30 protein-coding genes and 1 pseudogene are annotated in these 25,801 nt (G+C 63.5%); 8 read left to right on the plus strand and 23 right to left on the minus strand.

The features are described 5' to 3' along the window. The first annotated feature begins 103 nt into the window (after nucleotides 1-103). The 4 genes from X739_RS160355 to ugpC are packed head-to-tail and all read left to right on the plus strand — an operon-like array spanning nucleotide 104 to nucleotide 3,929. Entirely contained in the window at nucleotides 104-970 is an 867-nt protein-coding gene (locus X739_RS160355) for a sugar ABC transporter permease (RefSeq protein ID WP_023772226.1), read from the plus strand. Next, entirely contained in the window at nucleotides 967-1,779 is an 813-nt protein-coding gene (locus X739_RS160350) for a carbohydrate ABC transporter permease (protein WP_023772225.1), read from the plus strand. The genes X739_RS160355 and X739_RS160350 overlap by 4 nt, the downstream gene beginning before the upstream one ends. A 15-nt stretch (nucleotides 1,780-1,794) precedes the next feature. Then, nucleotides 1,795-2,841, plus strand: a complete 1,047-nt coding sequence (locus tag X739_RS160345) for an NAD(P)-dependent alcohol dehydrogenase (RefSeq protein WP_023772224.1) — start codon at nucleotides 1,795-1,797, stop codon at nucleotides 2,839-2,841. Between the two features lie 2 nt (nucleotides 2,842-2,843). Continuing rightward, the gene (gene ugpC / locus X739_RS160340) at nucleotides 2,844-3,929 is read left to right on the plus strand and encodes a sn-glycerol-3-phosphate ABC transporter ATP-binding protein UgpC (RefSeq protein WP_023793144.1); all 1,086 of its coding nucleotides are present in this window, start codon (nucleotides 2,844-2,846) and stop codon (nucleotides 3,927-3,929) included. Nucleotides 3,930-3,940: 11 nt separating this feature from the next. On the opposite strand, the pseudogene X739_RS01000000165825 reads toward ugpC, so the two are convergent. From X739_RS01000000165825 to gcvA, 9 genes and pseudogenes are all read right to left on the minus strand, one after another. Further along, nucleotides 3,941-5,535, minus strand: a pseudogene (locus X739_RS01000000165825) (FGGY-family carbohydrate kinase). Further along, nucleotides 5,532-6,215, minus strand: a complete 684-nt coding sequence (locus X739_RS160335; protein WP_023772220.1) for an HAD-IA family hydrolase — start codon at nucleotides 6,213-6,215, stop codon at nucleotides 5,532-5,534. The pseudogene X739_RS01000000165825 and the gene X739_RS160335 overlap by 4 nt, the downstream one beginning before the upstream one ends. 15 nt (nucleotides 6,216-6,230) lie before the next feature. Further along, the gene (locus X739_RS160330; protein ID WP_023793148.1) at nucleotides 6,231-7,709 is read right to left on the minus strand and encodes a mannitol dehydrogenase family protein; all 1,479 of its coding nucleotides are present in this window, start codon (nucleotides 7,707-7,709) and stop codon (nucleotides 6,231-6,233) included. A gap of 164 nt (nucleotides 7,710-7,873) precedes the next feature. Next, the gene (locus tag X739_RS160325) at nucleotides 7,874-8,644 is read right to left on the minus strand and encodes an L-iditol 2-dehydrogenase (RefSeq protein ID WP_023793149.1); all 771 of its coding nucleotides are present in this window, start codon (nucleotides 8,642-8,644) and stop codon (nucleotides 7,874-7,876) included. A 52-nt stretch (nucleotides 8,645-8,696) separates the two neighbouring features. Beyond that, the gene (locus X739_RS160320; RefSeq protein ID WP_023772217.1) at nucleotides 8,697-9,701 is read right to left on the minus strand and encodes an ABC transporter ATP-binding protein; all 1,005 of its coding nucleotides are present in this window, start codon (nucleotides 9,699-9,701) and stop codon (nucleotides 8,697-8,699) included. A gap of 50 nt (nucleotides 9,702-9,751) precedes the next feature. After that, entirely contained in the window at nucleotides 9,752-10,576 is an 825-nt protein-coding gene (locus tag X739_RS160315; RefSeq protein WP_023772216.1) for a carbohydrate ABC transporter permease, read from the minus strand. 11 nt (nucleotides 10,577-10,587) lie between these two features. Then, nucleotides 10,588-11,460 (minus strand): sugar ABC transporter permease, encoded by an 873-nt coding sequence (locus X739_RS160310; RefSeq protein WP_023772215.1) that lies wholly within the window; start codon nucleotides 11,458-11,460, stop codon nucleotides 10,588-10,590. A gap of 124 nt (nucleotides 11,461-11,584) precedes the next feature. After that, nucleotides 11,585-12,895, minus strand: coding sequence for a sugar ABC transporter substrate-binding protein (locus tag X739_RS160305; protein WP_023793150.1), 1,311 nt, complete (start codon nucleotides 12,893-12,895; stop codon nucleotides 11,585-11,587). 234 nt (nucleotides 12,896-13,129) lie between these two features. Further along, on the minus strand, nucleotides 13,130-14,035 hold the full coding sequence (gene gcvA / locus X739_RS160300) for a transcriptional regulator GcvA (protein ID WP_023781853.1): 906 nt from the start codon (nucleotides 14,033-14,035) through the stop codon (nucleotides 13,130-13,132). 110 nt (nucleotides 14,036-14,145) lie between these two features. Here gcvA and X739_RS160295 point away from each other — a divergent pair, with 110 nt between their 5' ends. Then, on the plus strand, nucleotides 14,146-14,331 hold the full coding sequence (locus X739_RS160295) for a hypothetical protein (RefSeq protein WP_023793151.1): 186 nt from the start codon (nucleotides 14,146-14,148) through the stop codon (nucleotides 14,329-14,331). A 25-nt stretch (nucleotides 14,332-14,356) separates the two neighbouring features. Here the strand turns inward: X739_RS160295 and X739_RS160290 are convergent, their stop codons facing one another. Further along, the gene (locus tag X739_RS160290; RefSeq protein ID WP_023772211.1) at nucleotides 14,357-15,316 is read right to left on the minus strand and encodes a sugar-binding transcriptional regulator; all 960 of its coding nucleotides are present in this window, start codon (nucleotides 15,314-15,316) and stop codon (nucleotides 14,357-14,359) included. Between the two features lie 245 nt (nucleotides 15,317-15,561). Here X739_RS160290 and X739_RS160285 point away from each other — a divergent pair, with 245 nt between their 5' ends. Further along, nucleotides 15,562-16,194 carry an HAD family phosphatase gene (locus X739_RS160285; RefSeq protein WP_023772210.1) on the plus strand — a complete coding sequence of 211 codons (633 nt, stop codon included), beginning with the start codon at nucleotides 15,562-15,564 and terminating at the stop codon, nucleotides 16,192-16,194. A 3-nt stretch (nucleotides 16,195-16,197) separates the two neighbouring features. On the opposite strand, the gene X739_RS160280 is transcribed toward X739_RS160285, so the two are convergent. The 9 genes from X739_RS160280 to ureC all read right to left on the minus strand — a co-directional run bounded on the left by X739_RS160280 (nucleotide 16,198) and on the right by ureC (nucleotide 23,042). Then, on the minus strand, nucleotides 16,198-16,965 hold the full coding sequence (locus X739_RS160280) for a class II aldolase and adducin N-terminal domain-containing protein (RefSeq protein ID WP_023781855.1): 768 nt from the start codon (nucleotides 16,963-16,965) through the stop codon (nucleotides 16,198-16,200). Between the two features lie 81 nt (nucleotides 16,966-17,046). Beyond that, nucleotides 17,047-17,688: an urease accessory protein UreG gene (gene ureG / locus X739_RS160275; RefSeq protein WP_023781856.1), complete on the minus strand. Its 642-nt coding sequence runs from the start codon at nucleotides 17,686-17,688 to the stop codon at nucleotides 17,047-17,049. Beyond that, nucleotides 17,685-18,125 carry a DUF3995 domain-containing protein gene (locus X739_RS160270; protein WP_023793152.1) on the minus strand — a complete coding sequence of 147 codons (441 nt, stop codon included), beginning with the start codon at nucleotides 18,123-18,125 and terminating at the stop codon, nucleotides 17,685-17,687. The genes ureG and X739_RS160270 overlap by 4 nt, the downstream gene beginning before the upstream one ends. Further along, nucleotides 18,122-18,793, minus strand: a complete 672-nt coding sequence (locus X739_RS160265) for an urease accessory protein UreF (RefSeq protein WP_023793153.1) — start codon at nucleotides 18,791-18,793, stop codon at nucleotides 18,122-18,124. Before X739_RS160265 ends, X739_RS160270 begins: the two co-directional genes overlap by 4 nt. Continuing rightward, nucleotides 18,786-19,400 carry an urease accessory protein UreE gene (locus X739_RS160260; protein WP_023793154.1) on the minus strand — a complete coding sequence of 205 codons (615 nt, stop codon included), beginning with the start codon at nucleotides 19,398-19,400 and terminating at the stop codon, nucleotides 18,786-18,788. The genes X739_RS160265 and X739_RS160260 overlap by 8 nt, the downstream gene beginning before the upstream one ends. Nucleotides 19,401-19,470: 70 nt before the next feature. Then, entirely contained in the window at nucleotides 19,471-20,106 is a 636-nt protein-coding gene (locus tag X739_RS160255; protein WP_023793155.1) for a glutathione S-transferase family protein, read from the minus strand. Nucleotides 20,107-20,152: 46 nt separating this feature from the next. Then, nucleotides 20,153-20,746: a hypothetical protein gene (locus tag X739_RS160250; protein WP_023772203.1), complete on the minus strand. Its 594-nt coding sequence runs from the start codon at nucleotides 20,744-20,746 to the stop codon at nucleotides 20,153-20,155. A 5-nt stretch (nucleotides 20,747-20,751) separates the two neighbouring features. Beyond that, nucleotides 20,752-21,252: a DUF29 domain-containing protein gene (locus tag X739_RS01000000165830; RefSeq protein ID WP_348625746.1), complete on the minus strand. Its 501-nt coding sequence runs from the start codon at nucleotides 21,250-21,252 to the stop codon at nucleotides 20,752-20,754. Between the two features lie 74 nt (nucleotides 21,253-21,326). Next, nucleotides 21,327-23,042, minus strand: coding sequence for an urease subunit alpha (gene ureC / locus X739_RS160245; RefSeq protein WP_023772202.1), 1,716 nt, complete (start codon nucleotides 23,040-23,042; stop codon nucleotides 21,327-21,329). A 164-nt stretch (nucleotides 23,043-23,206) separates the two neighbouring features. Between ureC and X739_RS160240 the strand changes: the two genes are divergently transcribed. Continuing rightward, nucleotides 23,207-23,584, plus strand: a complete 378-nt coding sequence (locus tag X739_RS160240) for a hypothetical protein (protein WP_023793156.1) — start codon at nucleotides 23,207-23,209, stop codon at nucleotides 23,582-23,584. A gap of 114 nt (nucleotides 23,585-23,698) precedes the next feature. Beyond that, nucleotides 23,699-24,205 (plus strand): hypothetical protein, encoded by a 507-nt coding sequence (locus X739_RS160235; RefSeq protein ID WP_023793157.1) that lies wholly within the window; start codon nucleotides 23,699-23,701, stop codon nucleotides 24,203-24,205. A gap of 74 nt (nucleotides 24,206-24,279) precedes the next feature. Here X739_RS160235 and X739_RS160230 read toward each other — a convergent pair whose 3' ends face one another. From X739_RS160230 to X739_RS160215, 4 genes are read right to left on the minus strand one after another with little or no spacing between them, the layout of a single operon-like run. Then, nucleotides 24,280-24,585: an urease subunit beta gene (locus X739_RS160230; RefSeq protein WP_023781862.1), complete on the minus strand. Its 306-nt coding sequence runs from the start codon at nucleotides 24,583-24,585 to the stop codon at nucleotides 24,280-24,282. Nucleotides 24,586-24,591: 6 nt separating this feature from the next. Next, nucleotides 24,592-25,179 (minus strand): HupE/UreJ family protein, encoded by a 588-nt coding sequence (locus X739_RS160225; RefSeq protein ID WP_023772198.1) that lies wholly within the window; start codon nucleotides 25,177-25,179, stop codon nucleotides 24,592-24,594. 25 nt (nucleotides 25,180-25,204) lie between these two features. Then, complete coding sequence (locus tag X739_RS160220) at nucleotides 25,205-25,459, minus strand: DUF1272 domain-containing protein (protein WP_023781864.1); 255 nt, start codon at nucleotides 25,457-25,459, stop codon at nucleotides 25,205-25,207. A 12-nt stretch (nucleotides 25,460-25,471) separates the two neighbouring features. Beyond that, the gene (locus tag X739_RS160215; protein WP_023772196.1) at nucleotides 25,472-25,774 is read right to left on the minus strand and encodes an urease subunit gamma; all 303 of its coding nucleotides are present in this window, start codon (nucleotides 25,772-25,774) and stop codon (nucleotides 25,472-25,474) included. Between the last annotated feature and the right edge of the window lie 27 nt (nucleotides 25,775-25,801).

Here is a 25,801-nt window from a genome sequence, read left to right on the forward strand (position 1 = left end):
GGCGCGCGGTTCGCGGCAGTCTCGGGACTGCTGGATCCTGTGCGTCGCAGGAGGGCCCACCAGTCACGTCCAGATATCAAAGACACAGCAAGGCCTGAGACCAATGCCTCGACGTTCATCCCTGCCGGTCGCCTTTGTCGTGCCGACACTGGTCATTCTGCTGGTCCTGTCGATGGTGCCGACGCTCTACGCGGTCATCATCGCCCTGCAGAACCGCGAGCTGAGCTCGACGGCCTATTCCTGGGTCTGGTTCTCGAACTTTTTGGATCTATTCTCCGACCGCCGCTTCGTCAACGCCGTCTGGGTGTCGGTGAAGTGGGAGATCGTCACCGTCGTGGCGACAATGGCAGTGGCCATTGGGCTGGGCGTGTTGATGTTCGAGGTCGCGTCGCCGCGCCTGCGCAATCTTTACTGCCTGCTGTTCATCATCCCGGTGCTGCTGCCGCGCGTCTCGGCCGCCTTCGTGTGGAAGTTCGCCTACCATCCGCTCTACGGAATCGCCACCTACCCCTACCGGCTGCTAACCGGCGGGCTGATCTTCGACCCGCTGTCCAAGCCCGCGACGGCGCTGTTCGCCGTCGCCTCGGTCGATGTCTGGCAATGGGGCCTGTTCTTCGCCGTCATCGTGCTCAAGCTGCTGGAGACCTTGCCGCCGCAGCCGATCGAGGCGGCCAGGCTCGACCATGCCCGGCGCTGGCAGATCCACGCCTACGTCACCTTGCCGATGCTGAAGGCGCCGCTGATCAGCCTTATGTTCGTCAAGATGATCGAGTCGCTGCGCTCCTTCGACCTCATCTATGTGATGACCCGCGGCGGCCCCGGCGTGGCGACCGAAACGCTCGACATGTACGCCTTCTCGCAAGGCTTCATCGAGTCCGGCAAGGTCTCCTACGCCTCGGCCATGGCCGTGCTGATGATGATCGCCACGGTCATCACCTTCACCATGCTGTGGAAGCGGGTGCAGGCATGAAGGCCGGTCGCATCATCGCCAAGGCCGTCCTGGCCTTCGCCGGATTTCTGGCCGTGTTCCCGCTGCTGTGGACGGCGCTCAATTCACTGAAGAACAGCGTCGACATCATCACCCGCGTTCCCCGCCTTGTGTTCACGCCGACGCTTGCCAATATCAGCTACATCCTTGGCCGCGACAGCGTCATCACCGGCCTCTACAATTCGGTCATCGCTTGCGGCACGGCCGTGCTGATGGGCGTCGTGCTTGGCCTGCCCGCGGCCTACGCCGTAGCGCGCTATCCCAACCGCTGGGCCGGCGACATCCAGTTCTTCGTGCTGTCGCTGCGTTTCCTGCCGCCGGTGGCGGTGGCGATCCCGCTGATGGTGATCTGGCTGCAAATCGGCCTCTACGACACTTTGCCGGCTTTGATCGTCACCTATTCCCTGCTCACCATCTCGGTGATCATGTGGCTGGCCATTCCGGCCTTTCAGGCCGTGCCGAAAGAAATCGAGGAAGCCGCCTTCGTCGATGGTTACGGCGCTTACGCGGTGTTCTGGCGGATCGCGCTACCCGTGGCTGCCCGTTCGCTGATCGGCGCGGTTGCCTTCAGCTTCGTGCTGGTCTGGAACGAGTTCCTGATCGCGCTGATGCTGTCGAGTTCCAACGCAAAGACCTTGCCGATCGTCGCGTCCGAACTCTCCCAGCAAGGCATGAACGTGCCGTGGGGAATCTTGAACGCCTCGGTCGTGCTCCTGTCGCTGCCGCCGCTGCTTTTCCTCGGCGTGCTCAGCGGTTTCCTGAATTCCGTTTTCCGGCAAAAAAAGACTTGAAGTGAGGACGACCCGATGCGGGCTTTGGTACTTGAGAAAAAAGGCGAACTGTCGCTGCGCGAGATCGCGTTGCCACTCGATGTCGGACCCGACGATGTCAGGATCGCCATCCACACGGTCGGCGTCTGCGGCAGCGACGTGCACTATTATACGCATGGCGCCATCGGCAGCTATGTCGTGCGGGCGCCGATGGTGCTCGGCCACGAGGCCGCCGGCACAATCGTCGAGGTCGGCCCCAATGTCAGGAGTCTGAAGGTCGGCGACCGCGTCTGCATGGAGCCCGGCGTGCCGAACCTGTCGTCGCGCGCGACAAAACTCGGCATCTACAATGTCGACCCTGACGTTACCTTCTGGGCGACGCCGCCGGTGCATGGCATTCTTGCTCCCTATGCGGTGCACCCGGCGGCTTTCACCTACAGGCTGCCCGACAATGTCTCCTTCGCCGAGGGCGCCATGGTCGAGCCCTTCGCCATCGGCATGCAGGCTGCAAGCCGCGCCCGGATCGTTCCGGGCGATGTCGCCGTCGTCGTCGGCTGCGGCCCGATCGGCATCATGATCGCGCTTGCCGCCCTTGCCGGCGGCTGTTCGAAAGTGCTGATTTCCGATTTTTCCGCGCCCAAGCTGAAGATCGCAGCGCAATATGCCGGCATCGTGCCGGTCAACATCGGCGAGCAGTCGCTGGTCGATGCCGTCGCGGCCGCGACCGACAATTGGGGCGCCGACATCGTCTTCGAGGCGAGCGGCAGCCCCAAGGCTTTCGCCGACCTGTTCGATGTCGTGAGGCCAGGTGGCGCGGTGGTGCTGGTCGGGCTGCCGGTAGAGCCGGTGACCCTCAACGTGCCGGCGGCGATCTCGAAGGAAGTGCGCATCGAGACGGTGTTCCGCTATGCCAACATCTTCGACCGCGCCCTGCAACTCATCGCCTCCGGCAAGGTCGACCTCAAGCCCCTGATCACCGGCACCTATGATTTCGCCGACAGCATCCAGGCGTTCGAACGGGCCGCCGAAGGCAACCCGCAGGACGTCAAGCTGCAGATCCTGCTTACAGGCGAAAAGGGCTGACAATGTCCGCGATCGTTTGCTCCCATGTCGACAAGGCCTATGGCGCCACCACGGTCATCCGCGATCTCAACCTCAGCATTGAAGAGCACGAATTTGTCGTCTTCCTCGGCCCGTCCGGCTGCGGCAAGTCGACCTTGCTCAGGATGCTGGCGGGTCTGGAGGACATCAGCGGCGGCGAGGTTTCGATCGGAGGCAAGGTGGTCAACGACCTCGATCCGGGGGATCGCGGCATCGCCATGGTGTTCCAGAACTACGCGCTCTATCCGCACATGACGATCTTCGACAACATCGCCTTCGGGCTGCGGCGCCAGAAGGTGCCGGCGGCCGAGATCCGCAAGCGGGTAGAAGCAGTGTCTAGGACGCTGGGGCTCGATCCCTATCTCGGCCGCAAGCCGGCCGAACTTTCCGGCGGCCAGCAGCAGCGCGTGGCGATCGCCCGAGCCATGATCAAGACGCCCAAGGTGTTCCTGTTCGACGAGCCCTTGTCCAATCTCGACGCCAAATTGCGCAACCATATGCGCGTCGAGATCGCGCGGCTGCACCAATCGCTGAAGACCACAACCGTCTATGTCACCCATGACCAGCTGGAGGCGATGACGCTCGCCGACCGCATCGTGCTGCTCAAGGACGGCGTCATCGAGCAGATCGGCTCGCCAGCGGAAATCTACCGGCGGCCGGGCAATATTTTCGTGGCCGGCTTCATCGGCACGCCGAACATGAATTTTGTCGATGTGACGGCCGCCCGGGCCGGCAACGGCTGGACGTTGACCGGCGCTGGAACGGTGCTTTCGATAGACGGGGCGGGCTTTCATCTCCAGCCGGGCGGTCGCGCCGTGCTGGGCATCCGCCCGCCGGACCTGAAGACGGCCGGCGCCGGCGCCGCCGGCATATTGCAAGGCACTGCCGATCTCATCGAATTCCATGGCAATGACGCGCTGGTGACCTTCGGCTCCGGCGGCAAGGAGATCAGCGCTCTGGTTCCGGCACGCGAATGCCCTGTGCTGCATGCTCCCGTCCGCTATGCGTTCGAGGAGGAAGCGATCCACCTGTTCGACGCGACATCGGGCGCGTCCCTGCGCAAGCAATAGAGCGCCAAAACCTACCGGATGGCGTCGAGCACCTGCCGCTGCCGGTGCATTTCCAGGAAAATGCGGTAGTCGCGATCGAAGCGGGCGCCGGCCGCCGGGTTGGCGGCGCGTGTCTTGCCGCCCTGCTGCATGGCAAGGCAGNAAGGCAGGCGGCGTTGAGATCGGGGAACAGCCCGGCGGCGGTCGCCGCCACCATGCCGGTGCCGAGCAGCACTGCCTCGTCGGCCAGCGGCTCGACGACCGTACAGCCGGTGGCGTCGGCATAGAGCTCCATCAAGAGCGGGTTCTTGGTGTGGCCGCCGGTGACGTGCAGCGTGTCGATCAGGTAGCCGTTCTCGTTCAGCGCCTCCAGCACATGGCGCACGCCGAGCGCGATGCCGACGGCGGTGCGCCAGTAGAGCTTGCACAGGCTGTCGAAAGACGAATCCAGCGTCAGCCCGCTGACGACGCCGACGGCGTGCGGGTCGGCGAGAGGCGAGCGGTTGCCGTGGAAATCCGGGAGCACGTGTAATCGGGGGGCAAGGTTCTCGCCCTCGGCGGCGCGCAGTTCGGCGACGCGCGCGGCGATCCTGGCATGCATGGCCGCGTTCGGCTCGCCGCCGGCGCCGTGCCAGCGGATGATATGGTCGAGCAGCGCCCCGGTCGCCGACTGGCCACCCTCCGACAACCACAGCTTCGGCAGCGCGGCGCCGTAGTAAGGGCCCCATACGCCGGCGAAAGGCTGCGGGTCGGGCGACATCGCCATGACGCAGGAGGATGTGCCTGCGATCAGCGCCAGATGGCGGCCAATATTCTGGTCGTCGCCGGCAAAGCCGCCGAGCACGCCAAGCGCCCCGGCATAGGCGTCGATGACGCCTGCGCCGACGCGGCAGTTCTCGGTCAGGCCGAGTTCCGCCGCTGCCTGCGCTGTCAACGGGCCGATATCGACGCCAACCGGGCTTGCCTTTTCGGGCAGATTGCCATGGTCAAAAAGATCGTCGAGGCCGACGAGTTCGAAGAAGTCGCGCTGCCATGCGATGTCCTGGTGCGCCAGATAAGTCCACTTCGCTGTCAGCGTGCATTGCGAGCGGGCCAGCGAGCCCGTTGCCTGCCAGGTCAGGAAATCGGCCAGGTCGAACAGATAGCCGGCTTCATTCCATGTCTTCGGTAGATTTCGCTTCAGCCACATCAGCTTCGGCGTCGCCATCTCGGGCGACATGACGCCGCCGATATAGTTCAGCACCTCGTGGCCGCTCGCCGTGCATTCGTCGGCCTCGGCGATGGCGCGGTGGTCGAGCCAGACAATGGTGTCCCAGCGCTTATCGCCGCTCGTCGACACACTGAGCTGGCCGCCTTGCCTGTCCCGCACGACCAGAGAACAGGTGGCATCGAAGGAAATACCGGCAATATCCCCGGCTGCGACGCCGGCTTTTTCCCGCGCTGCACGCACGGCTGTGCAGACGGCGGTCCAGATATCGCGCGAATCGTGCTCGGCATGATCGGGCTTCGGCTGGTTCATGGCGATCGGCCGCTCGGCACGGCCGAGCAAGGCGCCACTGGCGTCGAGAATGCCCGCGCGAGCGCTCCCGGTGCCGACATCGACCGCGCAGACAAACTGTTTCGTCAAGATGCTCTAACTCTCGCTCCCAGGCCTGCAATCAGATCGGGCAATTGCAGCATGTCAGCGAATATAAAGTCCGGTTCGGTCGACGCAAGCCGCGCTTTCAATCCCGGATTGCCGGCGTGCGCGCCGCCGGTAAAGGCAAGGACGCGCATGCCTGCCGCGCGTGCGGCGGCGACACCGGCCGGGCTGTCCTCGATGACGAGACATCCGCGCGGATGGGCTCGCATAGTCGCGGCGGCGTGGAGGAACAGGTCGGGCGCCGGCTTTCCCTTGGCAACCATGGCCGCGCTGAACAGATGTGGCTCCATCAGCGTCAGCAGACCGGTGACATCGAGCGCGTAACGAATGCGTTCCAGCGTGCCGGAAGAGGCGACGCAGTACGGCAGGCCGAGGTTCGACAGCATCTCCTTGACGCCGGGGATCGGCTTCAGCTCCTCGCGAAACTTTCGCATGAGGTCGACACGCATGGCGGTGAGATGCTGATCGGTGATCTCCAGGCCGAAGTCGCGGCTGAGGATCTCGCGCACGCTTTTCATGCTCTTGCCTAGGAAATGCTCGTAGGCAGCGTCCTCGCCGAGACTGCCGCCCGCGAGTTCGATCATGCCGAGCAGCGCCGAAACGGAGAGCGCCTCGCTGTCGACCAGCACGCCGTCGCAGTCGAAGATGACCAGTTCAGGCGTCATGATGCCGGCTGGCTCTCAGAGCTTGCTGGCGAGATAGCGCGTCAGCGTGGTGCGCGTGCCATTGGCCCAGAGCACGTTGAGCGCGTGGGCGAAGGCCTCGACGAAGGCGGCGGCGCGGCCGACATCGCCATAGATATCGTCCATCGCAAGCCACGCGGCGGGCGCGTCCTTTGCCGCCTTCGCCGTTGCCTTCAGCCGGTCCCAGCTGGGGTCGTTGGGCTCGATGACGGCGCCGCTGTCCGTCGTGCCGAAACAGTAACGGCACCAAAGGGCCGATTCCAGCGCCAGTCCGGCAACGCCTTTGCCGGCCTTCAGGCGGTCGGCGATGGTCGGGATGATGAATTTCGGCTGGCGATTGGACCCGTCGAGGCAGAGCCGGCGCACCGTGTCGCCGATCTTGGGATTGGAGAAGCGCTTCTCGATAAGCTGGTAATAGTCTTCCAGCACCGTGTCCGGCACCGGCGGCACGGTCGGGATAATCTCGTCGTGCTCGAGCTTGTCGAGGAACCCGCGCACCAGCGGCTCCTGCATCGCTTCATGGACGAAGTGGATGTCCATCAGCCCGGCCGGATAGGCGATGGTGGCGTGGCCGCCATTGAGGATGCGGATCTTCATCAGCTCATAAGGGGCGACGTCCTTGACGAACTGCACGCCGACCTTTTCCAGCGCCGGGCGGCCATCGGTGAAATGGTCTTCCAGCACCCATTGCCGGAACGGCTCGCAGAACACCGGCCAATTGTCCTCGAGGCCGAAATCGTCGGCGAGGATCTTGCGCTCGCGGTCGCTGGTTGCCGGCGTAATGCGGTCGACCATGGCGTTCGGGAAGGCGACCTTGTCGCTGACCCAGTTCGCCAGATCCTCGTCGATCAGGCGGGCAAGGCCGATCACGCCATCCGACGTGACATGGCCGTTGTGGGGAATGTTGTCGCAGGACATCACGGTGAACGGCACGATACCATCCTCGCGGCGTCGCACCAGCCCGGCCAGGATGATGCCGAACACAGTCTTTGGTGTGGCGCCCGGCTGCGCGTCCGCGACGATGTCGGGATGGGTCGGGTTGAAGACGCCGGAAGCCGGGTCGATGAAATAGCCGCCTTCGGTGATGGTCAGCGAAACGATCCTGATCGCCGGGTCGGCCAGCCGATCGATGATGGCGCCGGCATCGCCCGGCATCAGGAAATCGATCATCGCGCCGGTGACGCGGGCGCTCATATGGCCCTCGTCCTGCTCGACCACGGTGGTCAGCCAGTCCTGCTCTTCAAGCTTGCCGCGGCCGATCTTCTCGCCGTCGAACACGCCGGCGCCGACCAGCGCCCAATCATGACCGATGCCCTGACCGAACAGGTCGTCGAGATAGACGGCCTGGTGCGAGCGGTGAAAATTGCCGACACCGAAATGCACGATGCCGGCTTTCAGCGCCGAGCGGTCATAGTTCGGACCTGCGACCTTGGGCGGAAGCCCGGCGAGGCTCGAGGAAGAAAGTTTCACGGTCATCTGCTTTACCCTTTGGCCGATTTGCAGCCCGACTGTTTCGCCTCCTTCGGGAGGGCGAGGGTGAGGGGCCGCACCTGGTGTTCCAGCATGCGGCCCCTCACCCGCCCCCGCGGCGCCTTCTCCGGAGGAAAGAAAGAGGCGCCGTCCCCCTCAAATCGTTCTTTTCAACTCATCCATTGGCCGCCATCGACATTGTAGGTCTGGGCAACGATGTATTCGGCCTCGTCACTGGCGAGGAACACGGCCATGCCGGCCAGGTCTTCCGGCTTGCCCATGCGGCCGTAAGGCACGCCTTCGCCGACCAGCCGCTTTTTCTCGCCCTTCGGCCGGTTCTCGTATTTGGCGAACAAGGCATCGACCTCGTCCCACATATCGCTGTCGACGACGCCGGGCGCGATGCCGTTGACGTTGATGCGGTGCTTGATCAGATCGAGCCCGGCCGACTGGGTCAGGGAGATGACCGCGGCCTTGGTGGCACAATAGACCGCGACCAGCGGCTCGCCGCGACGCCCGGCCTGGCTTGCCATATTGATGATCCTGCCGCCCTTGCCCCGCGCGATCATCGACCGGGCGGCTGCCTGCAGCATGAACAGCGTGCCAGCGACATTGACGGAGAAAAGCTTTTCATGGCTCGCCCGAGATATCTCCACGATCGGCGCCAGGTCGAACAGAGCGGCGTTGTTGATCAGGATGTCGAGACCGCCCGCCTTGTCCTCCACCGCCTTCACCGCGGCATCGATGGATGCCTGATCGGTGACGTCGAGTTTCACGGGATAGGCATTGTCGCCGATCGCGGCGGCCGTCTTCTGCGCGGCTTCAAGGTTGATATCGGCGATCGCGACAGTGGCGCCCTCGCGCACATAGGCTTCGGCGAAAGCCCTGCCGATGCCTCGCGCCGATCCCGTGATCAGCGCCGATTTGCCTTGCAGCCTCACTGTCCTATCCTCACCGGCCCATCCTCATTGGCCCATCCTCACTGGCCCATCCTCACTGGGCCATCGCCTTGCCGTCAGCGCCGAAGCGATGCAACTTGGCTTGGTCAGGGGTGAGATAGATGGTGTCGCCATGGCGAACCGCCAGTTCGCCGTCGGCACGCACCGTCAGCGGCCCGACGCCGTCGGCTTGAACGTGCAGGAACGTGTCGGAGCCCAGATGCTCGGCAACGCCGACCGTCGCCTTCCAGTCGCCCGCCGTGGTCGAGATCTGCATATGTTCGGGCCGGATGCCGATGGTCTTGGCGGTATATTTGCCAGCCGGCGCGCCTTCGATCAGATTCATCTTGGGCGAGCCTATGAAGCCGGCGACGAACAGGTTCTTCGGCGTCTTGTAGAGCTCCATCGGCGAGCCGACCTGCTCGATGTTGCCGGCGTTGAGCACGACGATCTTGTCGGCCATGGTCATGGCCTCGACCTGGTCGTGGGTCACGTAGATCATCGTGGTCTTGAGCTGATGGTGCAGTTCGCTGATCTCCAGCCGCATGGTGCCGCGCAGTGCCGCGTCGAGGTTGGACAGCGGCTCATCGAACAGGAAGGCCGAGGGTTGGCGCACAATGGCGCGGCCGATGGCGACGCGCTGGCGCTGGCCGCCGGAGAGCTGGCCGGGACGGCGTTCGAGGTAATTGGTGAGGTTGAGCACGCGCGCCGCGTCCTTCACCTTCCTGTCGATGGTCGCCTGGTCCTCGCCCGCCATCTTCAGCGGGAAGGCGATGTTCTTGGCCACCGTCATATGCGGGTAGAGCGCATAGGACTGGAACACCATGGCAAGCTTGCGCTTGGCTGGCGCCTCGCCGGTGACGTCGCGGCCATCGATGTTGATGGTGCCGCCGCTGGTGTCCTCAAGTCCGGCGATCAGCCTGAGTAGCGTGGACTTGCCGCAACCCGACGGGCCGACGAAAACGACGAACTCGCCGTTTTCGATCACCAGGTCGAGGCCGGGGATGATGGACGTCGAACCAAAGGACTTGGAGACGTTCTTGAGCGTGATGTTTCCCATGGTTTCCTCCCCGAGGGCTGTTTTTCGCCGATTGCTTCAGGCAATTTCCGTCACTTCACCGCGCCAAATGTCAGGCCGCGCACCAGCTGCTTCTGGCTGAACCAGCCCATGATCAGGATCGGCGCGATGGCCAGCGTCGAGGCGGCCGAAAGCTTGGCCCAGAACAAGCCTTGCGGGCTGGAGAAGGAGCTGATGAAGGCGGTGAGCGGTGCGGCTTCCGTGGTGGTCAGCCGGATCGTCCAGAACGCCTCGTTCCAAGCCAGGATGATGTTGAGCAGCATCGTCGAGGCGATGCCCGGCACCGCCATCGGCGTCAGCACGTACCAGATTTCACCCCATAAGGATGCGCCGTCCATACGCGAGGCTTCCAGGATTTCGCCCGGGATTTCTCGGAAGTAGGTGTAGAGCATCCAGACCACGATCGGCAGGTTGATCAGCATCAGCATGATCATCAGGCCGATGCGCGAGTCCAGCAGGCCGAGATTGCGGAAGATCAAGTAGATCGGGAACAGCACGGCGACCGCCGGCATCATCTTGGTGGACAGCATCCACATCAATATGTCCTTGGTCCGCTTGGTCGGCGAAAACGCCATCGACCAGGCCGCCGGAATGGCGACCAACAGCGCCAGGATGGTCGAGCCGACCGAAAGCAGCACCGAGTTCAGGAAGAACTTGAAATAGCCGCTCTGCGCCTGGACTTCGGCATAGCTCTCGAAGGTCCCGGACGGGATCAGGTTGAAGCCCTGGATCGCTTCCTGTTCCGACTTGAACGAGGTGATGATCGTATAGAGGATCGGGAAGAAGATCAGCAGCGCGACGGCCCAGGCGGCAATTGTCGCGATTGTCTTGTGCTGGGTGGTGACTGAGCGTGCCATCGTATCCTCCCTTATTTGTCCAGATTCTTGCCGACGGCGCGCATGGCGAAGAAGGCGACGATGTTGGCGAGAATGACGGCGATCACGCCGCCCGCGGATGCCTGGCCGATTTTGAATTCCAGCAACGCCTTCTGGTAGACGAGGAAGGGCAGGTTGGTGGAGGCGTATCCAGGACCGCCATTGGTGGTGACCAGGATCTCGGCGTAGACCGACAGCAGGAAAATCGTCTGGATCAGGATGACAACGGTAATCGCCCGCGACATGTGCGGCAGCGTCAGATAGATGAAGCGGCTGATGAAGCCGGCCCCGTCCATCTCAGCGGCTTCCTTCTGCTCGCCGTCGAGCGACTGCAACGCGGTCAAGAGGATCAATGTCGCGAAAGGCAGCCACTGCCAGGCGACGATGATGATGATCGCTGTCATCGGATGCTGGCCGAACCAGTCGATCGGCTGTCCCCCGAAGAAGCGCGCTATGTCGGCGAACACGCCATATTGCGGATGCATGATCATGTTCTTCCAGACCAATGCGGCCACCGGCGGCATGACAAAGAACGGCGAGATGACGAGGATGCGCACGATCCCCTGGCCCCACATTGGCTGATCGATGAGCAGCGCCAGCAGGATGCCGCCGATCACCGTGATCAGCAGCACGCTGACCACCAGGACAAGCGTGTTGAGGATCGACTGCAGGAAGGCCGGATTGGAGTAGAACAGCGCGTAGTTGGATAAGCCGACGAACCCGTCGCGCATCGGGTTGAGCGGATTGTACTGCTGGAAGGAGAACCAGATCGTGATGACCAGCGGCACGATCATCCAGACGAACAGCAGCACCACGGAAGGCGCCATCATGAATCGGGCAAGCGAACGGGTCTGCTGAGTAGCCATGACGGTCACCCTTCAAGGATCAGGCTGAATTTTCACAGGCTCTGGAAAGGCGGCCGCCCGAACTGGGTTTCGGGCGGCCGTTGCCGGTCAAGGAGGTGACCGGCGTTCGGCACCGGGAGGAGCCTTACTTGATGTAACCGCCCTCGGTCATCGACGCGGTGGCGGCGTCCTGGGCCTGCTTCAGCGCATCGTCGACGCTCGACTGGCCGGCAAGAGCCGCCGAGAAGAGCTGGCCGACGGTGGTGCCAAGGCCCTGGAATTCAGGGATGGCGACAAACTGCACGCCGACATAGGGCACCGGCTTGACGGTCGGATGCGTCGGGTCGGCGGCATTGATGGAGTCCAGCGTCATCTTGGCGAACGGAGCCGCCTTCTGGTACTCGGGATTGGCATAGAGCGAGGAGCGTGTGCCTGGAGGCACGTTCGCCCAGCCTTCCTTCGACGCGACGAGCTCGGCATAGTGCTTGCTGGTCGCCCAGGACACGAACTTCTCGGCGGCATCTGCCTTCTGCGTGCCGGCCGGGATCGCCAGCGACCACGCCCACAGCCAGTTGCCGCGCTTGCCCAAGCCATTATCCGGCGCCAGTGCATAGCCGACCTTGTCGGCGACAGTAGAGTTCTTCGGGTCCGAGACGAAGGAGGCGGCGACGGTGGCGTCGATCCACATGCCGCACTTGCCCTGCTGGAAGAGCGCCAGGTTTTCGTTGAAGCCGTTGGACGAGGCGCCCTCGGGACCGTCGGCCTTCATCAGGTCGACATAGAACTGCAGCGTCTTCTTCCATTCCGGCTGATCGAACTGCGGCTTCCAGTTCTCGTCGAACCAGCGGGCGCCGAAGGAGTTCGACATGGCCGTCAGGAAGGCCATGTTCTCGCCCCAGCCGGCCTTGCCGCGCAGGCAGACGCCGTTCACGCCACTGGTGCGATCGGTCATCTTGTCGGCCGCCTGCTTGATGAAGTCCCAGGTCGGGGCATCAGGCATTTTGAAGCCGGCCTTTTCCATCAGGTCCTTGCGGTACATGACGAAGGAGCTCTCACCATAGAAAGGCGCGGCGTAGAGCTTGCCATCGACCGAGAGGCCACCGGCAATGGCCGGAATGATGTCCTTGGCATCATAGTCGTCGCCGAGCTTGTCGAGCGGCAGGAGCCAGCTCTGCTTGGCCCAGATCGGAACCTCGTAGGTGCCGATGGTCATCACGTCATACTGGCCACCCTTGGTGGCGATGTCGGTGGTGACGCGCTCGCGCAGCACGTTCTCTTCGAGCGTGACCCAGTTGAGCTGGATGTCCGGGTTAGCCTTGGTGAAGTCGTCGGTCAGCTTCTGCATGCGGACCATATCGCCATTGTTGACGGTGGCGATGGTGATGGATTCGGCGTGTGCGGCGAATGCAAGCGTGCTGGCCGACAACAAGCCCAGGGTGAGCAAGCGAAGTTTCATCAAATTCCTCCCATAAACCAAGTTGAGCATTTGCCTTGGTTGTGAGCAATTACTCACTTAGTCTTAATTATGTCAAGCCGGATTCGATGCTGCAGCGCAGCACACGGCCGGCGAATGGGGCGGAGGTTCGGCGACAGCGCTCGGATTGCTGCGGCTGGCGTCCAGGCAGCGGGGTCAAAGCCTCTCGAACGGCTATCGTTTGATGCCCCGGTCTGACGTCAGCTTATGTGCCGGTCAGCAGGCGATCTCAGCCAGCAGCCAGTCGCGGAAGGCGCGGATCTTGGGCACGTTGCGGCGCGCCTCGGGGTAGACCAGCCAGTAGGCGTGCCCGTCGTCGCCGACCAGGTCGAATGGCTGGATCAGCCGGCCGTCGGCGAGTTCGGCCTTGAACAGCGCCCGAGTCAGGATCGCCACGCCATGGCCCGATATGGCCGCGTTGGCTTCGTAGGCTTGCGCGCCCATGCTGCTGCCGGGCCGCTTGGCAAGGTCGTGGCTGTGCACGCCGGCGGCCTCGAACCACTGCGTCCACCAGATGTCGCTTGGGTCGAGGATCGGCAGCTTGAGCAGATCGGCCGGCTCGTTGATGCCGCCGATGCTCGCCGCGAGCTTCGGGCTCAGCATCGGCGTAAAATCGGCGTCGAGCAGCTTGTGGGCTTCCAGCCCCGGCCATTTGCCGCCGCCCGAACGGATGGCGAGGTCGACATCCTCGCGGGCGAAATCGGTCAGCCGGCTCGACGTGTCGAGCCGCACGGCAAGGGACGGATGCGCGATCTGGAATGCGCCCAGATGGTGCGCCAGCCAGTTCGAGGCAAAGGTCAGCACCGTGGTGACGCACAACAACCCGTCGGCGCCACCGCGCGCGGCGGCGTAGGCTTGGCTAAGAATGGCAAAGGCCTCGCTGACCGCCGGCGCCAGGCGCTGGCCGGCTTCGGTCAGTTCGATCTGTCGCGGCCGGCGCAGGAACAGCGGAGCGCCGACGCGATCCTCCAGCACCTTGATCTGATAGCTGACCGCCGCCTGCGTCATGGCGAGCTCCCCGGCGGCCTTGGTGAAGGAAAGATGCCGCGCCACCGCCTCGAACACCCGGATCGCCTGCAATGGCGGCAGCTGCGAAACCTGTGGCGCGCTGAGGTCAGGCATAAAACCTCCTTATGGGTCGTTATCGACGTTCGATTGGCAAAAGCGGCCGGCAAGGCCGACATTCATCCTCAACCCGTCATTCGGGTTCAGGATAACGAAGGTTGACGATCATGACCATGGCGCAGCAAAAATGCATTCCCGCTCCCGATCATCGCTGGATTTCGTGGCTTGCGGACGGATTTGGCTGGTTCGCGACCAGAAAAAGGGCGCATCTCGACATCAGGGACCTGTCGCCGCATCTGCAGCGCGACCTCGGTTTCCTCGATGGCAACGATCCTTTCGGCCGGCACCAATAGCCTTGCTGGCTTTATCGCGAAGCCGTCAAATGCTGGCCAGCAGGGCGGCCGCCGTCCGCTCGTCGGTGATGAGCCCGTTGACCAGCCGTCGGTTGACCGCCGCCATGATGCCGGGCAGCTTGCGCTCGCCCATGGCGAGCGCGATCACCAGCGACTTCTCGCGCGACGGCAGCGCCGCCGACGACACCCGGTCATTGGTAATGCCGTCGATCATGCGGCCCTCGCGATCAAACACCCAGCCAACGATTTCAGCGACGCCGCCGGCTTTCTGCAAGGCTTTCAGTTCGCTTTCGGAGATGAAGCCATCCTCGTAGAGCGGCGCCTTCGGGCCAAGGTCGCCGATACCGATGAAGGTGACGTCGGCCTCCGCCGCAAGCACCAGTGTCGGCTGGATCATCGGCTGGGCGAGCAGCATCTCGCGCTCCTGTGGCGAGGAGGCGATGACCGGCAGCGGCATTGGGAAGGACCGCGCCTTGACCCTGTCGGCCATGGTGAAAATGACGTTGTAGAAAGCGGCCGAGCCATCGGGCGAGATGTTGCCGGTCAAGGACACCACCTTGTGCTGCGGGCATTCCATCGGCGGCAATTGTTCGATCGCCGCCTTCAGCGTGCGTCCAGTGCCGATGCCCATGACGATCGGCGTCGGGGACCGCAACCGCCGCTCGATCTCGGCGGCCGCCGCTTCGGCGATGCCGATGGTGGTGGAGGATGAATTGGGATCGCTCGGCACCACCTCGACCAGGTCGAGCGCAAAGCGCGATTTCAGCCGCGCGGCAAGATCCAGGCAGTTGGCGATCGGATGATCGACGCGGACCTTGATCAGGCCTTCCGACACCGCCAGCGACACCAGCCGCTGCGCCGTCTGCCTCGAGATGCCGAGCGTGGCGGCTATCTGGTCCTGTGTGTTGCCGGCAACATAATAGAGCCAGCCGGCGCGCGCGGCGTCGTCCAGCCTGTTGCTGCCGCTGTCCTGCCGGGTATTCACGTCCTGCCTCCCGAAACCGCCGATCATCATCAGGCGGTCGTATCAGTTTCGCAGGGAATGATCGCCTGCGCAATTGTCAATCTCAAGAGCAAATGCTTGCACCGAAGCGGCGGTGGTTCTCCGCCAGCATTCCTATCGGAGAAAGCGCGGCGGGTCCGTTTTTCCATCTGGAAGCATGTTCAATTGCAGCCAAAGGTTTATCTCACGGCGCAAACCCTTTAAGGGATCGCAAAAAGGAGCGCTTCATGACACCGAAGGCGGTTTTCTGGGACATGGACGGCACGCTGGTCGACAGCGAACCGCTGCACGAGGCAGCCCTCATCGCAGCGATGCGCAACGCCGGCCTCACGCCACCGGCTGATCTGCATGAGCGCGTGCTCGGCGTCGCTGCCTGGCCGGTCTACGAAATGATGCGCGACGAGTTCGGCCTGCGACTGCCCTTCGACGAATGGATCGTTCACAAATATGAGCATTACCTGCCGCTAGTCGAAGGGCTGAAGCCGCGCCCAGGCGCCATCGAGGTCTTCAAGGAGTTGCGCGCGCTCGGCGTGCAGCAGGCAGTGGTCTCAAACTCGGATCGGATGATCGTCGACGCCAATCTGCATATGGTCGGGCTGACCTACCCCGGCATGAAGACGATCAGCCGCAACGATGTGCGGGAAGGCAAGCCGCACGCAGAGCCTTTCCTTCGCGCCGCCTATCTGGCCGACGTCGATCCCGCGCACGCCGTCGCGGTCGACGACAGCTGGCCGGGCGCCATGGCGGGCCTGGCGGCGGGAATGACGACGATCTTCTGGCCTGAAAAGCCGATGGAAGGACCGCCCGGCGCCGTTGTCATCAACAGCGCCGGGGAATTGCGGGCTCAGTTCGGACTGTAGCCTTCAGTTCCGGTACACCGGCTCCTGCTCGTCGAGGATCGCTTTCAACTCGGCGAGATGACGTTCGGCCTGACCGGGATAGTCGTCCATCTCGCTCGCCGCCTTCTCGGCGATCGCGTCGGACAGGGTGCGCAGCGGCCGGCCGGTCCACAGCGCCTTGATATAGGTCTCGGCGGCACGCTCGAAATAGAACATGCGGTTGAAGGCGTCGGCGACGGTGTCGCCGATGACCAGCACGCCATGGTTGCCCATCACCATCACCTTGACCTTGGGGTCGGCGAGAAGCTGCGAGCAGCGCTCGCCCTCTTCCTCGAAGGCCAGCCCGCCATAATGCGCGTCGACGACATGACGCTTGAAGAACATCGCCGAATTCTGGTCGATTGGCGGCAGCGTCGAGTCGGCAAGCGAGGCCAGCACGGTGGCGTGGATCGAGTGGACGTGCATGACGCAGCGCGCGTGCGGCACATTGCGATGGACGGCGCCGTGCAGACCCCATGCCGTCGGGTCTGGCGCATTCGGCCCGGAAAGCGTCTCGGGGTCGTTGGCGTCGATTTCGATCAGGTCACTCGCCTTGATACGCGAGAAATGCACCTGGTTCGGGTTCATCAGGAACCTGGTGCCGTCGTCGTTGACCGCCAGCGAGAAATGGTTGGCCACCGCTTCGTGCATGTTGAGCCGCGCCGTCCAGCGGAAGGCGCAGGCGAGGTCGACGCGCTCCTCGTAGAAGGGCAGGTTGGTCAACGTTTCCTTCTGCAGGCGGGCGATGCTCATCGTAAAAGATCCTCCGGTTTGATCCAGAATGCCGCGCGCCGCTGGTGCCCGCAACCGCTTTCGCTTGGTGCAGAAAGTCGGTTATGCCGCCGTGCTTGCGGCGCCAACGGTTCGCAGTCCGCCGTGCTCGACGATGAAATCGATCACCTCCCGCAGGCCCTTGCCGCGCGAAAGATCGGTGAAGCCGAACGGTCGCTTGCCGCGCATGCGGCCGGCGTCGCTCTCCATGACATCGAGATTGACGTTCACATAGGGCGCTAGGTCGCTCTTGTTGATAACCAGGAAATCGGACCGCGTGATCGCCGGGCCTCCTTTGCGCGGGATTTCTTCGCCTTGGCAGACCGAGATGACGTAGAGCGTGAGATCCGCAAGATCCGGCGAGAAAGTGGCTGCAAGGTTGTCGCCACCGGATTCGATGAAGATGATGTCGAGGTCGGGAAATTTGCGGTTGAGCTCGGCGATCGCCTGCAGATTGATCGAGGCATCCTCGCGGATGGCGGTGTGCGGGCAGCCCCCGGTCTCGACACCGACGATGCGGTCCTCCGGCAGCGCCTGCAGCCGGGCCAGCATCATGGCGTCCTCCCTGGTGTAGATATCGTTGGTGACGACGGCGATGGAAAACTCGTCGCGCAGCGCCTTGCAGAGTTTTTCGGTGAGCGTCGTCTTGCCGGAGCCGACGGGGCCGCCAATGCCAACACGAAGTGGGCCGTTGGGTTGTGTCATATCGGGAACTCCATGATGGCAAGAACGGCGAAGCCGAGCCCGATCAACAGGCACAGCGGCGAATAGAGACTGGTATCGAGCCGCGCGAAAGGCTGTTGCGGCGCGAGCCGGCGCCACCAGGGCGTGAAACCGGCAGTGCCGCGCCCCAGGAACACCAGTCCGATCAGCATCGCTGTGGCTGCGAGGCCCTGCTTGGGAAACGGCGAGGCAAAGAAACCGATGAGCGCCAGCGGCCACAGCGTTGCCAGGCCGAGGCACGCGGCAACGGCGAAACTGGCGAACGGCGTCGGCATTTCGTCGACGCCGCGAAACCCGACGACAGCGTGGGCGCAGGACGCCGTGTCCCTGCCTGGCCAGACGCCGCCTATGCCCCAATAGACATGCAGTGCCGTGATCAGCAGCAGGACGAAGGAGAGGACGAAGGCGAGGAGGATCATGAGCGGAACAATCGCGAATACTGGGTTTCGTGCTTCATCGCCATGACGTCGGAGACGAAGGCGCAGCCGCCAAGGTCGTCCAATGTCGAGCGGGACACGCGGGCAGCGGTCGAGAGCGCCAGCGGCTCGAAACCCGCGAGCAGCGTCGTCGCCTCGTTCTGACCGATCATGCCGAGCCGGATCGCGGCCTGGACGAGGTTGGAGAAGAAGGCTTGCAGGAAGGCGGACAGCGCGTCGTGCAGCGCAATGCCATTGCCGCCGGCGACAGCCCCGACGGCGATGCAGTAGGCGCATTGCGCCGGCAAGCGCTCCAGCACGGCATTGGGCCAGGCGGCGGCTGCTTTGAGGAAGGCCGCGCCTTGCAGCATGGTCTCGGCGTGGCGCTCGCGCGAGCCGGCCTGTGCCTCGGCCAGTGCGGCAACCTCGGCCAGATCGCCCCCTTCGCGGGAGCGGCGCCAGCTTTCGGCGAACAGCACGGCATCGTTCCAGCCCGAGCCCATCTCGACCAGCGTCTCCAGCCAGCCGGCAAGGCCGGCGGCATCGGCCACCAGCCCATCGTGCACCGCGCGCTCGAGGCCATGGCTGTAGGCAAAGCCGCCGACCGGAAAGGCCGGCGACAGCCACGCCATCAGCCGCAGCAGGGCAATGCCGGACGGCTGGTCAGTCATGATCATGGTGGTGGCCGGCATGACTATGCGAATGGGAATGCGATTCGCTGTGTGAATGGGAGTGTGCCTCACCGTGGCTATGGGCATGCGCCTCGGCATGGCTGTGATCGTGGCCGTGATCATGTCCATGTCCACCACCATGGCCGGAATAGGCGCCGCGCACCGGTTTGAACGGTTCGGAAACCTCGTCCACCGTGGCACCAAGCCCCTCCAGCATGGCCTTGATGACATGGTCGCGCAGGATGACGATGCGGTCCGCCTCGATGCCCGCGGCGAGATGGCGGTTGCCGATATGCCAGGCGAGTTCGGCGAGATGCACGGCGTCGCGGGCGCGGATGTCATAGACCTCTTCGGGTGCCGCGATGATCTCGATATGGCCGCCATTCTCCAGCACCAGCCGGTCGCCGTCGTTCAAGGCGACAGGTTCGGGCAGGTCGACCAGCACCTTGCCGCCATCGGCAAGTTCGATGGCCCGGCGGCGCAGATGCCGCTCGTCATGGGCCAGAACCGCGCGGCCGGATGGTACCGTGGCCCCCGCACTGCCAGCGGTCAGCACCGAGACGGCGCGCGGGAATTTAGTGAAGTCGGTGTTGAGGTTGAGCTTCATTTCGTCGAGCCTCCGTTAGAGCGCCGCGCGTCCTCTTGGACGCGCAAAGGACGCTCTAATACTTTTGAATCTATGCATCGTGCTTTCCCAAAACCGATTCCGATTTTGGGGCCGATGCATTGGCCTGCGCCCGCGCACGGGCGGGCCGCGCCAGCACGCGGTCGAGATAAGCGTTGACGCGCTCGGACTCGATCGGGAAACGGCCGGCACGTGCCCAGCCGCCCATGTCGCCTAGCAGCACGTCGACGGCGGAAAAGCGGTCACCGAGGGCGAAGGGCTTGTCGCCGAGCCGGCGCTCCAGCGCCTTGACCTCCATGGCGAAGTCAAAGGCCGCGGCAGGACCGACATCGACCCGCACGTCCCTGGGCAGGAGGAAACGGTGTCGCAATTTGTTCCACAGCGGCGCCTCGAACTCGCTCTGGGCAAAATGCATCCAGGAATCCATTTCGGCGCGGCCAGCGAAACCGGGATTGGCGCCCATCCCTTTGTCTGCGTGCTTGTCGGCGAGATAGACACAGATCGCCGCCGAATCCGTCACCGTCAGCTCGTCGTCGGTGAGGACAGGCACCTTGCCCGACGGATTGAGCGCATAGGCTTCCGGAGAGCGCAGCTTGACCTCGACGAATTCGTAGGGCTGCCCGAGTTCCTCGAGCATCCAGAGGACGCGGCTGACCCGGGATCCGCGCGATCCAATGGCCTTGTACATCGTTGAACCCTGCCTTTCCCCGGGAACTCTAGACCATCGGCTGATGTCATACGATCGTGTCGAACAGCCGCGGGATGAACGATATCTGGTAGATCAGAGCGGCCGCGACGAAGGCGATGTGGAAACGGCGGTCACGCACCAGGATCGCGACGATGCACAGTGCTACGAAGACCGGCGTTCGGAACAGATATTCGTTGCCGAAGCGGGCGAAATGCTCCGGACCTTTCAATAGCGTGTCGATCACGTCGAGCAGATAGGTTGCCGCCAGCAGTCCGAAGAACCAGGCGCGGCGCGAATAGAAGAAATCCTCGTAGCTGGTGTAGTCGAGCATCGAATCCGGAAACAGCAACGCGCAGAGCAGGAACAGGGTGATCGCGTAGAAAATGATGAACAGGTACTTTCCGAAGATCCAGGTTTCGATGGCATAGAGGCCGAACTCCCACCACCAGAAATGGACCAGCATCAGCAGCACCGAAGCGACACAGGCCAGATGCACCGTATAGAGCCGGTATTGGGCGGGATGCTGGACGATGCGCGCTACCCCCGACAGCAGGCGCGCGACGCCGAGCCCGATCACCATGCCCATGACGATGCGGATATGCGGGAAGATATCGTGGGCGGAGGCTATTTCGCTTGCCATCGACCTTAACAAGCAAATGCGGCGAGCTTAATCTCGCAGAAAGCTGTCCATTGAAAGCGGGCCGTCCGGGCAAAATCGCCATCAAGCGCCTGTTTGGCTGTAAATGGCGGTTCGCTCGGGAGATGGGGTTTTCTTAAGCCCGTCTCTCTTACCGCCACAGGTAAAGCGTCGCGGTATGCCTCGTCGAAAACCTGCGAAGGATAGCGGCGAAGGCTTGGGCTGTCCTTGATGATATTACCAATCCAGATACGCTGTTCCGTTATCGATGCTTGCCAACCGTGGCATCTGTGGGCTGGTTGGAATTCCCATTTCAGGAGGTGCGCAATCAATACCTCCGTCCTGCTGCGGATTTCCCGTCTGTCGCCCCTCCCCAAGCTCTCGATCTCCTCAGCCAGATTCTCTCGATCCAAGCTCGGCAAAGCGCCCCTCGCGCAGCAGTGGGCTTTGCTCAGCGCACCATTGCACGAAGTCCGTTTCGTACGGTGTTGATGCTCGAAGGCGATCAATCTTATTCATGGGAACATCATGCCCCAGTTTGCGAAAATCGCAACGAATCACTCAGGGCTGCATATCGCTCCGATCAAAACAGAAAGTACCTTTGCGCCATCGGCAGCACGGTCGCCGGCTCGCAGGTCAAGAGTTCGCCATCGGCGCGAACTTCGTAGGTTTCCGGATCGACCTCGATTTGCGGCGTGGCGTCGTTGAGCACCATCGAGTGCTTGCCGATGCCGCCGCGCGTGTTTTCGACGGCGACGAACTGCTTGTCGACACCGAGCCGGCCGTGCAAACCGGACTCGAGTGCGGCCTTCGAAACGAAGGTCACCGACGAATTGGTGCGGGCTTTGCCATAGGCGCCGAACATCGGCCGGTAGTGCATCGGCTGCGGCGTCGGGATCGAGGCATTGGGGTCGCCCATCGGGGCGGCCGCGATCATGCCGCCGATCAGCACCATGTCCGGCTTGACGCCGAAGAAGGCCGGGTTCCACAGCACCAGATCGGCGCGTTTGCCGATCGCGATCGAGCCGATGTCCTTCGACAGGCCATGCGCGATGGCCGGATTGATGGTGTATTTGGCGATGTAGCGGCGGACGCGGAAATTGTCGTTGTCGCCCGTCTCCTGCGGCAATGACCCGCGCTGGCGCTTCATCTTGTCGGCCGTCTGCCAGGTGCGGATCGCCACCTCGCCGACGCGACCCATGGCCTGGCTGTCCGACGAGATGATCGAGAAGGCGCCGATGTCGTGCAGGATGTCCTCGGCCGCGATGGTCTCCTTGCGGATGCGGCTTTCGGCGAAGGCGATGTCCTCGGGGATCGACGGCGACAGATGGTGGCAGACCATAAGCATATCGAGATGCTCGGCCAATGTGTTGACCGTGTAGGGCCGCGTCGGGTTTGTCGAGGACGGAATGACGTTGGGCAGGCCGCAGACCTTGATGATATCAGGCGCATGGCCGCCACCGGCGCCCTCGGTGTGGAAGGCATGGATGGTGCGGCCCTTGATGGCCGCCACCGTGTTCTCGACAAAGCCGCTCTCGTTGAGCGTGTCGGTGTGGATCATCACCTGCACGTCGTAATCGTCGGCCACCGACAGGCAGCAGTCTATCGCCGCCGGCGTCGTGCCCCAGTCCTCGTGCAGCTTGAGCGAGCAGGCGCCGCCAAGCACCATCTCCTCGAGAGCGGCCGGCAGCGAGGCATTGCCCTTGCCCGACAGGCCAATGTTCATCGGGAACGCGTCGAAGGACTGGATCATGCGTGCCATGTGCCATGGCCCCGGTGTGCAGGTCGTGGCCAGCGTGCCGTGCGCTGGGCCGGTCCCGCCGCCGAGCATGGTGGTGATGCCAGACATCAGCGCTTCCTCGATCTGCTGCGGGCAGATGAAGTGGATATGCGCGTCGAAGCCGCCCGGGGTCAGGATCTTGCCCTCGCCCGCGATGATTTCCGTGCCGGGGCCGATGATGATGGTGACGCCATCCTGCGTATCCGGATTGCCGGCCTTGCCGATGGCCGCGATGCGGCCATCCCTCAAGCCTATATCGGCCTTGAAGATGCCGGCGCTGGCATCGATCACCAGCGCATTGGTGATGACGGTGTCGACCGCACCTTGGGCACGGGAAACCTGGCTCTGACCCATGCCGTCGCGAATGACCTTGCCGCCGCCGAATTTCACCTCCTCGCCATGGATGGTGAAATCCTTCTCGACCTCGATGAAGAGTTCGGTGTCCGCGAGGCGCACCCTGTCGCCGACCGTCGGGCCATACATCTGGGCGTAGGCGGCACGCGTTAGTCTGGCCATCAGCGGTTGCTCCCGAAATGCGGTGTGATTGAAGCCGGGCTGCACATTGCCGCCCTCCAATGGTCACGCAACGACCCGTTAGGCGACACCTTCTGAACCCATTTGGCGGTTGAGGTTGAAGGGTCACCCCAAAACGACCGTTTGCCAAATCGATGGAAGGAAAATCCATGCGCAAAACGACAATTCTTGCAGCCGCCGCCAGCCTGATGCTGGCGGGTGCCGCCAGCGCCCAGCAACAGCCCGCGCAACAACCCGCTCCCTCTACGCCGGCTCCAGCCGCGCCCGGGGGTCAGCAGGCCGCGCCGGCGATCCAGAGCGTCAACGTGATCGACATCAGCGAGTTGCCGAAGGACACCCAGACGCAGGTCAACCAGGTCATCGCGCAGCGTGGCGACGCCGGCCTGCAGAAATTGCGCAGTTCGATCGATGCCACCCCCAAGGTGAAATCCGCCCTCCAGGCCAAGGGAATGACGTCGGCCCAGGTGGTCGCGGCCAGCATGGAGCCGAACGGCGCGCTGACCCTGATCACCAAGAAAGCCAGCTGACCAACCGGCGCGGCGGACCGGTATCCGGTCCGCCCACCGAACCCGACAGGGAACCGTGACAGGGCTGGGGGCGTTTCGTTCCAAAGCTCTTGAAGCAAACTGCGAAAGCGAACGATGACCCTCGACGCCCTGCCCGATGCCAGATGCCATGCGCGATGGTTGCATGTCATTGCCGCGGCAGCGTTTCTGGCGGCGAGTGTACCACAGGCGGCGCTCAACGCGCAGGGCCTGAAAAGTCCGGAGACCGTCGACCGCATCGTCGGATCGCAAGTCAACCAGGAAGAGGCCAAGGCGACAGCTGAAATCGGAAAAGTCAGTTCGGCGATCGACCGCACACGCGAAAACATCAGCACGGTGCGCAAGACGTCCAAACTCGACAAGGTCGATATCGTGTTCCTCACCGACGCGGCGCGCAGCGAAGGCGGCCCGCCGCCAGCCATCGAGAACAAGGTTCGGCAGCATCTGGACGATGTCAGCGAGTTGCGCAAGGAGATCGAGGCGAACGCCCTGCTTTTCAATGCTCTCGATTCTCGGCGCGTGCTTGCGCAGGACGTTCTCGCCGTGGAGTTCTATGATCCCGGAAAGATCGTCATCTATGCGGCCGCCAAGCCATCGGGCTGAGCCGCGCGCGGAGCTTGCGTTCATGCATGCCCTGAAGCCGCCCACTGGCCCTGCGCGCCACGCATAAAAAGCCCTCACAGCTTGCCCATCACCTTCTGCTGGAAGCCATGGATTTCACGCTTGCCGCCAAGCGGCACCAGCGTGACATCCCGTTCCTGCCCCGGCTCGAAACGCGTGGCGGTGCCGGCGGCTATGTCGAGGCGCATGCCGCGCGCCCGTTCACGATCGAATTTCAGCGCCTCATTGGTTTCGTAGAAATGGTAGTGGCTGCCGACCTGGACCGGTCGGTCGCCACTGTTGGCCACTTTCAGGATGATGGTCGGCAGACCCTTGTTGAGCTCTATGTCGCCTTGAACGGGGATGATTTCGCCTGGGATCATGGGACCTCACACGATTCCGAAGGCGAGGCCGACGCCGATCGCCGCGCAGGCGGCGCCCGTGATGCGGGCCACGCCGCGTGACCTCATGCCGAGGCCAAGCCCGACGGCGATGCCGATGGCATGGAGCAGCACGGTGGCTACGGCAAAACCGGCCATATATTCGAGGCCGCCGGCATTTTCGGGCACTTCCGTGCCATGGGCATGGCCGTGAAACAGCGCGAACAGGCCGATGATGGCGACACCGGCCGAAACGGGCAGATCGACCGCCAGCGCCACCAGCAGGCCGAGCGCCACGACGGAGGCCAGTATACCCGGCTCGACGAAGGGCAGCGGCACATGGGCCATGCCAAGAGCCGCGCCGCCCAACATGACGCCGACGAACGCCGCCGGCCAGACCCAGATCGCCTTGCCGCCCTTGAGGGCCGCCCACAGACCGACGGCGAGCATCACCGTCATATGGTCGAGGCCCGACAACGGATGCGTGAAGCCGGCCATTGCGGAGGAGGTGGTGCCGATGCCGACATGGGCGTAGGCAGGGATCGCCGCCGCCACGAGCAGGATGGCCGAGAGGCACAGGCGTTTGACAGGGATCATTTTACTTGCCTTTCGTTTTGCGGTGTCACGCGGCCTTGCGGGGGCCGCAGCCCTCGGCCTTGAGCACGCGTTTGGTCGAAGCCGGATATTTCTTCAGCATCGCGGCGGGGCGGATCGGCCGCGCCGTAAAATTGCCGCCGCAGTTCGGGCAGACGCCACCAAGCACGTTTTCGACGCAGCCGGCGCAGAAGGTGCACTCGAAGGTGCATATCCGCGCATCCGTCGCTTCCGGCGGCAGATCCTTGTCGCAGCACTCACAGTTCGGGCGCAGTTCAAGCATGCCTGTCTCTCCTCACCGGATCGGTTCGTGCACGGTCACCAGCTTGGTGCCGTCGGGAAACGTCGCTTCCACCTGTACGTCGTGGATCATCTCGGCGATGCCTTCCATCACCTGGGCGCGGCTGACGACATGGGCGCCGGCCTCCATCAGATCGGCCACCGGGCGGCCATCGCGGGCGCCCTCGACGACGAAATCGGTGATCAGCGCGATCGCTTCCGGATGATTGAGCTTGACGCCGCGCTCCAGCCGCTTGCGCGCCACGATCGCCGCCATGGCGATCAGCAGCTTGTCCTTTTCCCTTGGCGTCAGGTTCATGCGTCATCCTGAAATGATGCGGATACA

Source organism: Mesorhizobium sp. LNHC209A00 (genome assembly GCF_000502915.1).
Taxonomy (GTDB): Bacteria; Pseudomonadota; Alphaproteobacteria; order Rhizobiales; family Rhizobiaceae; genus Mesorhizobium.

Coding starts and splice junctions, on each gene's coding strand:
- X739_RS160355 (WP_023772226.1), top strand. CDS start 104: ATGCCTCGACGTTCATCCCTGCCGGTCGCCTTTGTCGTGCCGACACTG.
- X739_RS160350 (WP_023772225.1), top strand. CDS start 967: ATGAAGGCCGGTCGCATCATCGCCAAGGCCGTCCTGGCCTTCGCCGGA.
- X739_RS160345 (WP_023772224.1), top strand. CDS start 1,795: ATGCGGGCTTTGGTACTTGAGAAAAAAGGCGAACTGTCGCTGCGCGAG.
- ugpC (WP_023793144.1), top strand. CDS start 2,844: ATGTCCGCGATCGTTTGCTCCCATGTCGACAAGGCCTATGGCGCCACC.
- X739_RS160335 (WP_023772220.1), bottom strand. CDS start 6,215: ATGACGCCTGAACTGGTCATCTTCGACTGCGACGGCGTGCTGGTCGAC.
- X739_RS160330 (WP_023793148.1), bottom strand. CDS start 7,709: ATGACCGTGAAACTTTCTTCCTCGAGCCTCGCCGGGCTTCCGCCCAAG.
- X739_RS160320 (WP_023772217.1), bottom strand. CDS start 9,701: ATGGGAAACATCACGCTCAAGAACGTCTCCAAGTCCTTTGGTTCGACG.
- X739_RS160315 (WP_023772216.1), bottom strand. CDS start 10,576: ATGGCACGCTCAGTCACCACCCAGCACAAGACAATCGCGACAATTGCC.
- X739_RS160310 (WP_023772215.1), bottom strand. CDS start 11,460: ATGGCTACTCAGCAGACCCGTTCGCTTGCCCGATTCATGATGGCGCCT.
- X739_RS160305 (WP_023793150.1), bottom strand. CDS start 12,895: ATGAAACTTCGCTTGCTCACCCTGGGCTTGTTGTCGGCCAGCACGCTT.
- gcvA (WP_023781853.1), bottom strand. CDS start 14,035: ATGCCTGACCTCAGCGCGCCACAGGTTTCGCAGCTGCCGCCATTGCAG.
- X739_RS160295 (WP_023793151.1), top strand. CDS start 14,146: ATGACCATGGCGCAGCAAAAATGCATTCCCGCTCCCGATCATCGCTGG.
- X739_RS160285 (WP_023772210.1), top strand. CDS start 15,562: ATGACACCGAAGGCGGTTTTCTGGGACATGGACGGCACGCTGGTCGAC.
- X739_RS160280 (WP_023781855.1), bottom strand. CDS start 16,965: ATGAGCATCGCCCGCCTGCAGAAGGAAACGTTGACCAACCTGCCCTTC.
- ureG (WP_023781856.1), bottom strand. CDS start 17,688: ATGACACAACCCAACGGCCCACTTCGTGTTGGCATTGGCGGCCCCGTC.
- X739_RS160270 (WP_023793152.1), bottom strand. CDS start 18,125: ATGATCCTCCTCGCCTTCGTCCTCTCCTTCGTCCTGCTGCTGATCACG.
- X739_RS160265 (WP_023793153.1), bottom strand. CDS start 18,793: ATGACTGACCAGCCGTCCGGCATTGCCCTGCTGCGGCTGATGGCGTGG.
- X739_RS160260 (WP_023793154.1), bottom strand. CDS start 19,400: ATGAAGCTCAACCTCAACACCGACTTCACTAAATTCCCGCGCGCCGTC.
- X739_RS160255 (WP_023793155.1), bottom strand. CDS start 20,106: ATGTACAAGGCCATTGGATCGCGCGGATCCCGGGTCAGCCGCGTCCTC.
- X739_RS160250 (WP_023772203.1), bottom strand. CDS start 20,746: ATGGCAAGCGAAATAGCCTCCGCCCACGATATCTTCCCGCATATCCGC.
- X739_RS160240 (WP_023793156.1), top strand. CDS start 23,207: ATGCGCAAAACGACAATTCTTGCAGCCGCCGCCAGCCTGATGCTGGCG.
- X739_RS160235 (WP_023793157.1), top strand. CDS start 23,699: ATGACCCTCGACGCCCTGCCCGATGCCAGATGCCATGCGCGATGGTTG.
- X739_RS160230 (WP_023781862.1), bottom strand. CDS start 24,585: ATGATCCCAGGCGAAATCATCCCCGTTCAAGGCGACATAGAGCTCAAC.
- X739_RS160225 (WP_023772198.1), bottom strand. CDS start 25,179: ATGATCCCTGTCAAACGCCTGTGCCTCTCGGCCATCCTGCTCGTGGCG.
- X739_RS160220 (WP_023781864.1), bottom strand. CDS start 25,459: ATGCTTGAACTGCGCCCGAACTGTGAGTGCTGCGACAAGGATCTGCCG.
- X739_RS160215 (WP_023772196.1), bottom strand. CDS start 25,774: ATGAACCTGACGCCAAGGGAAAAGGACAAGCTGCTGATCGCCATGGCG.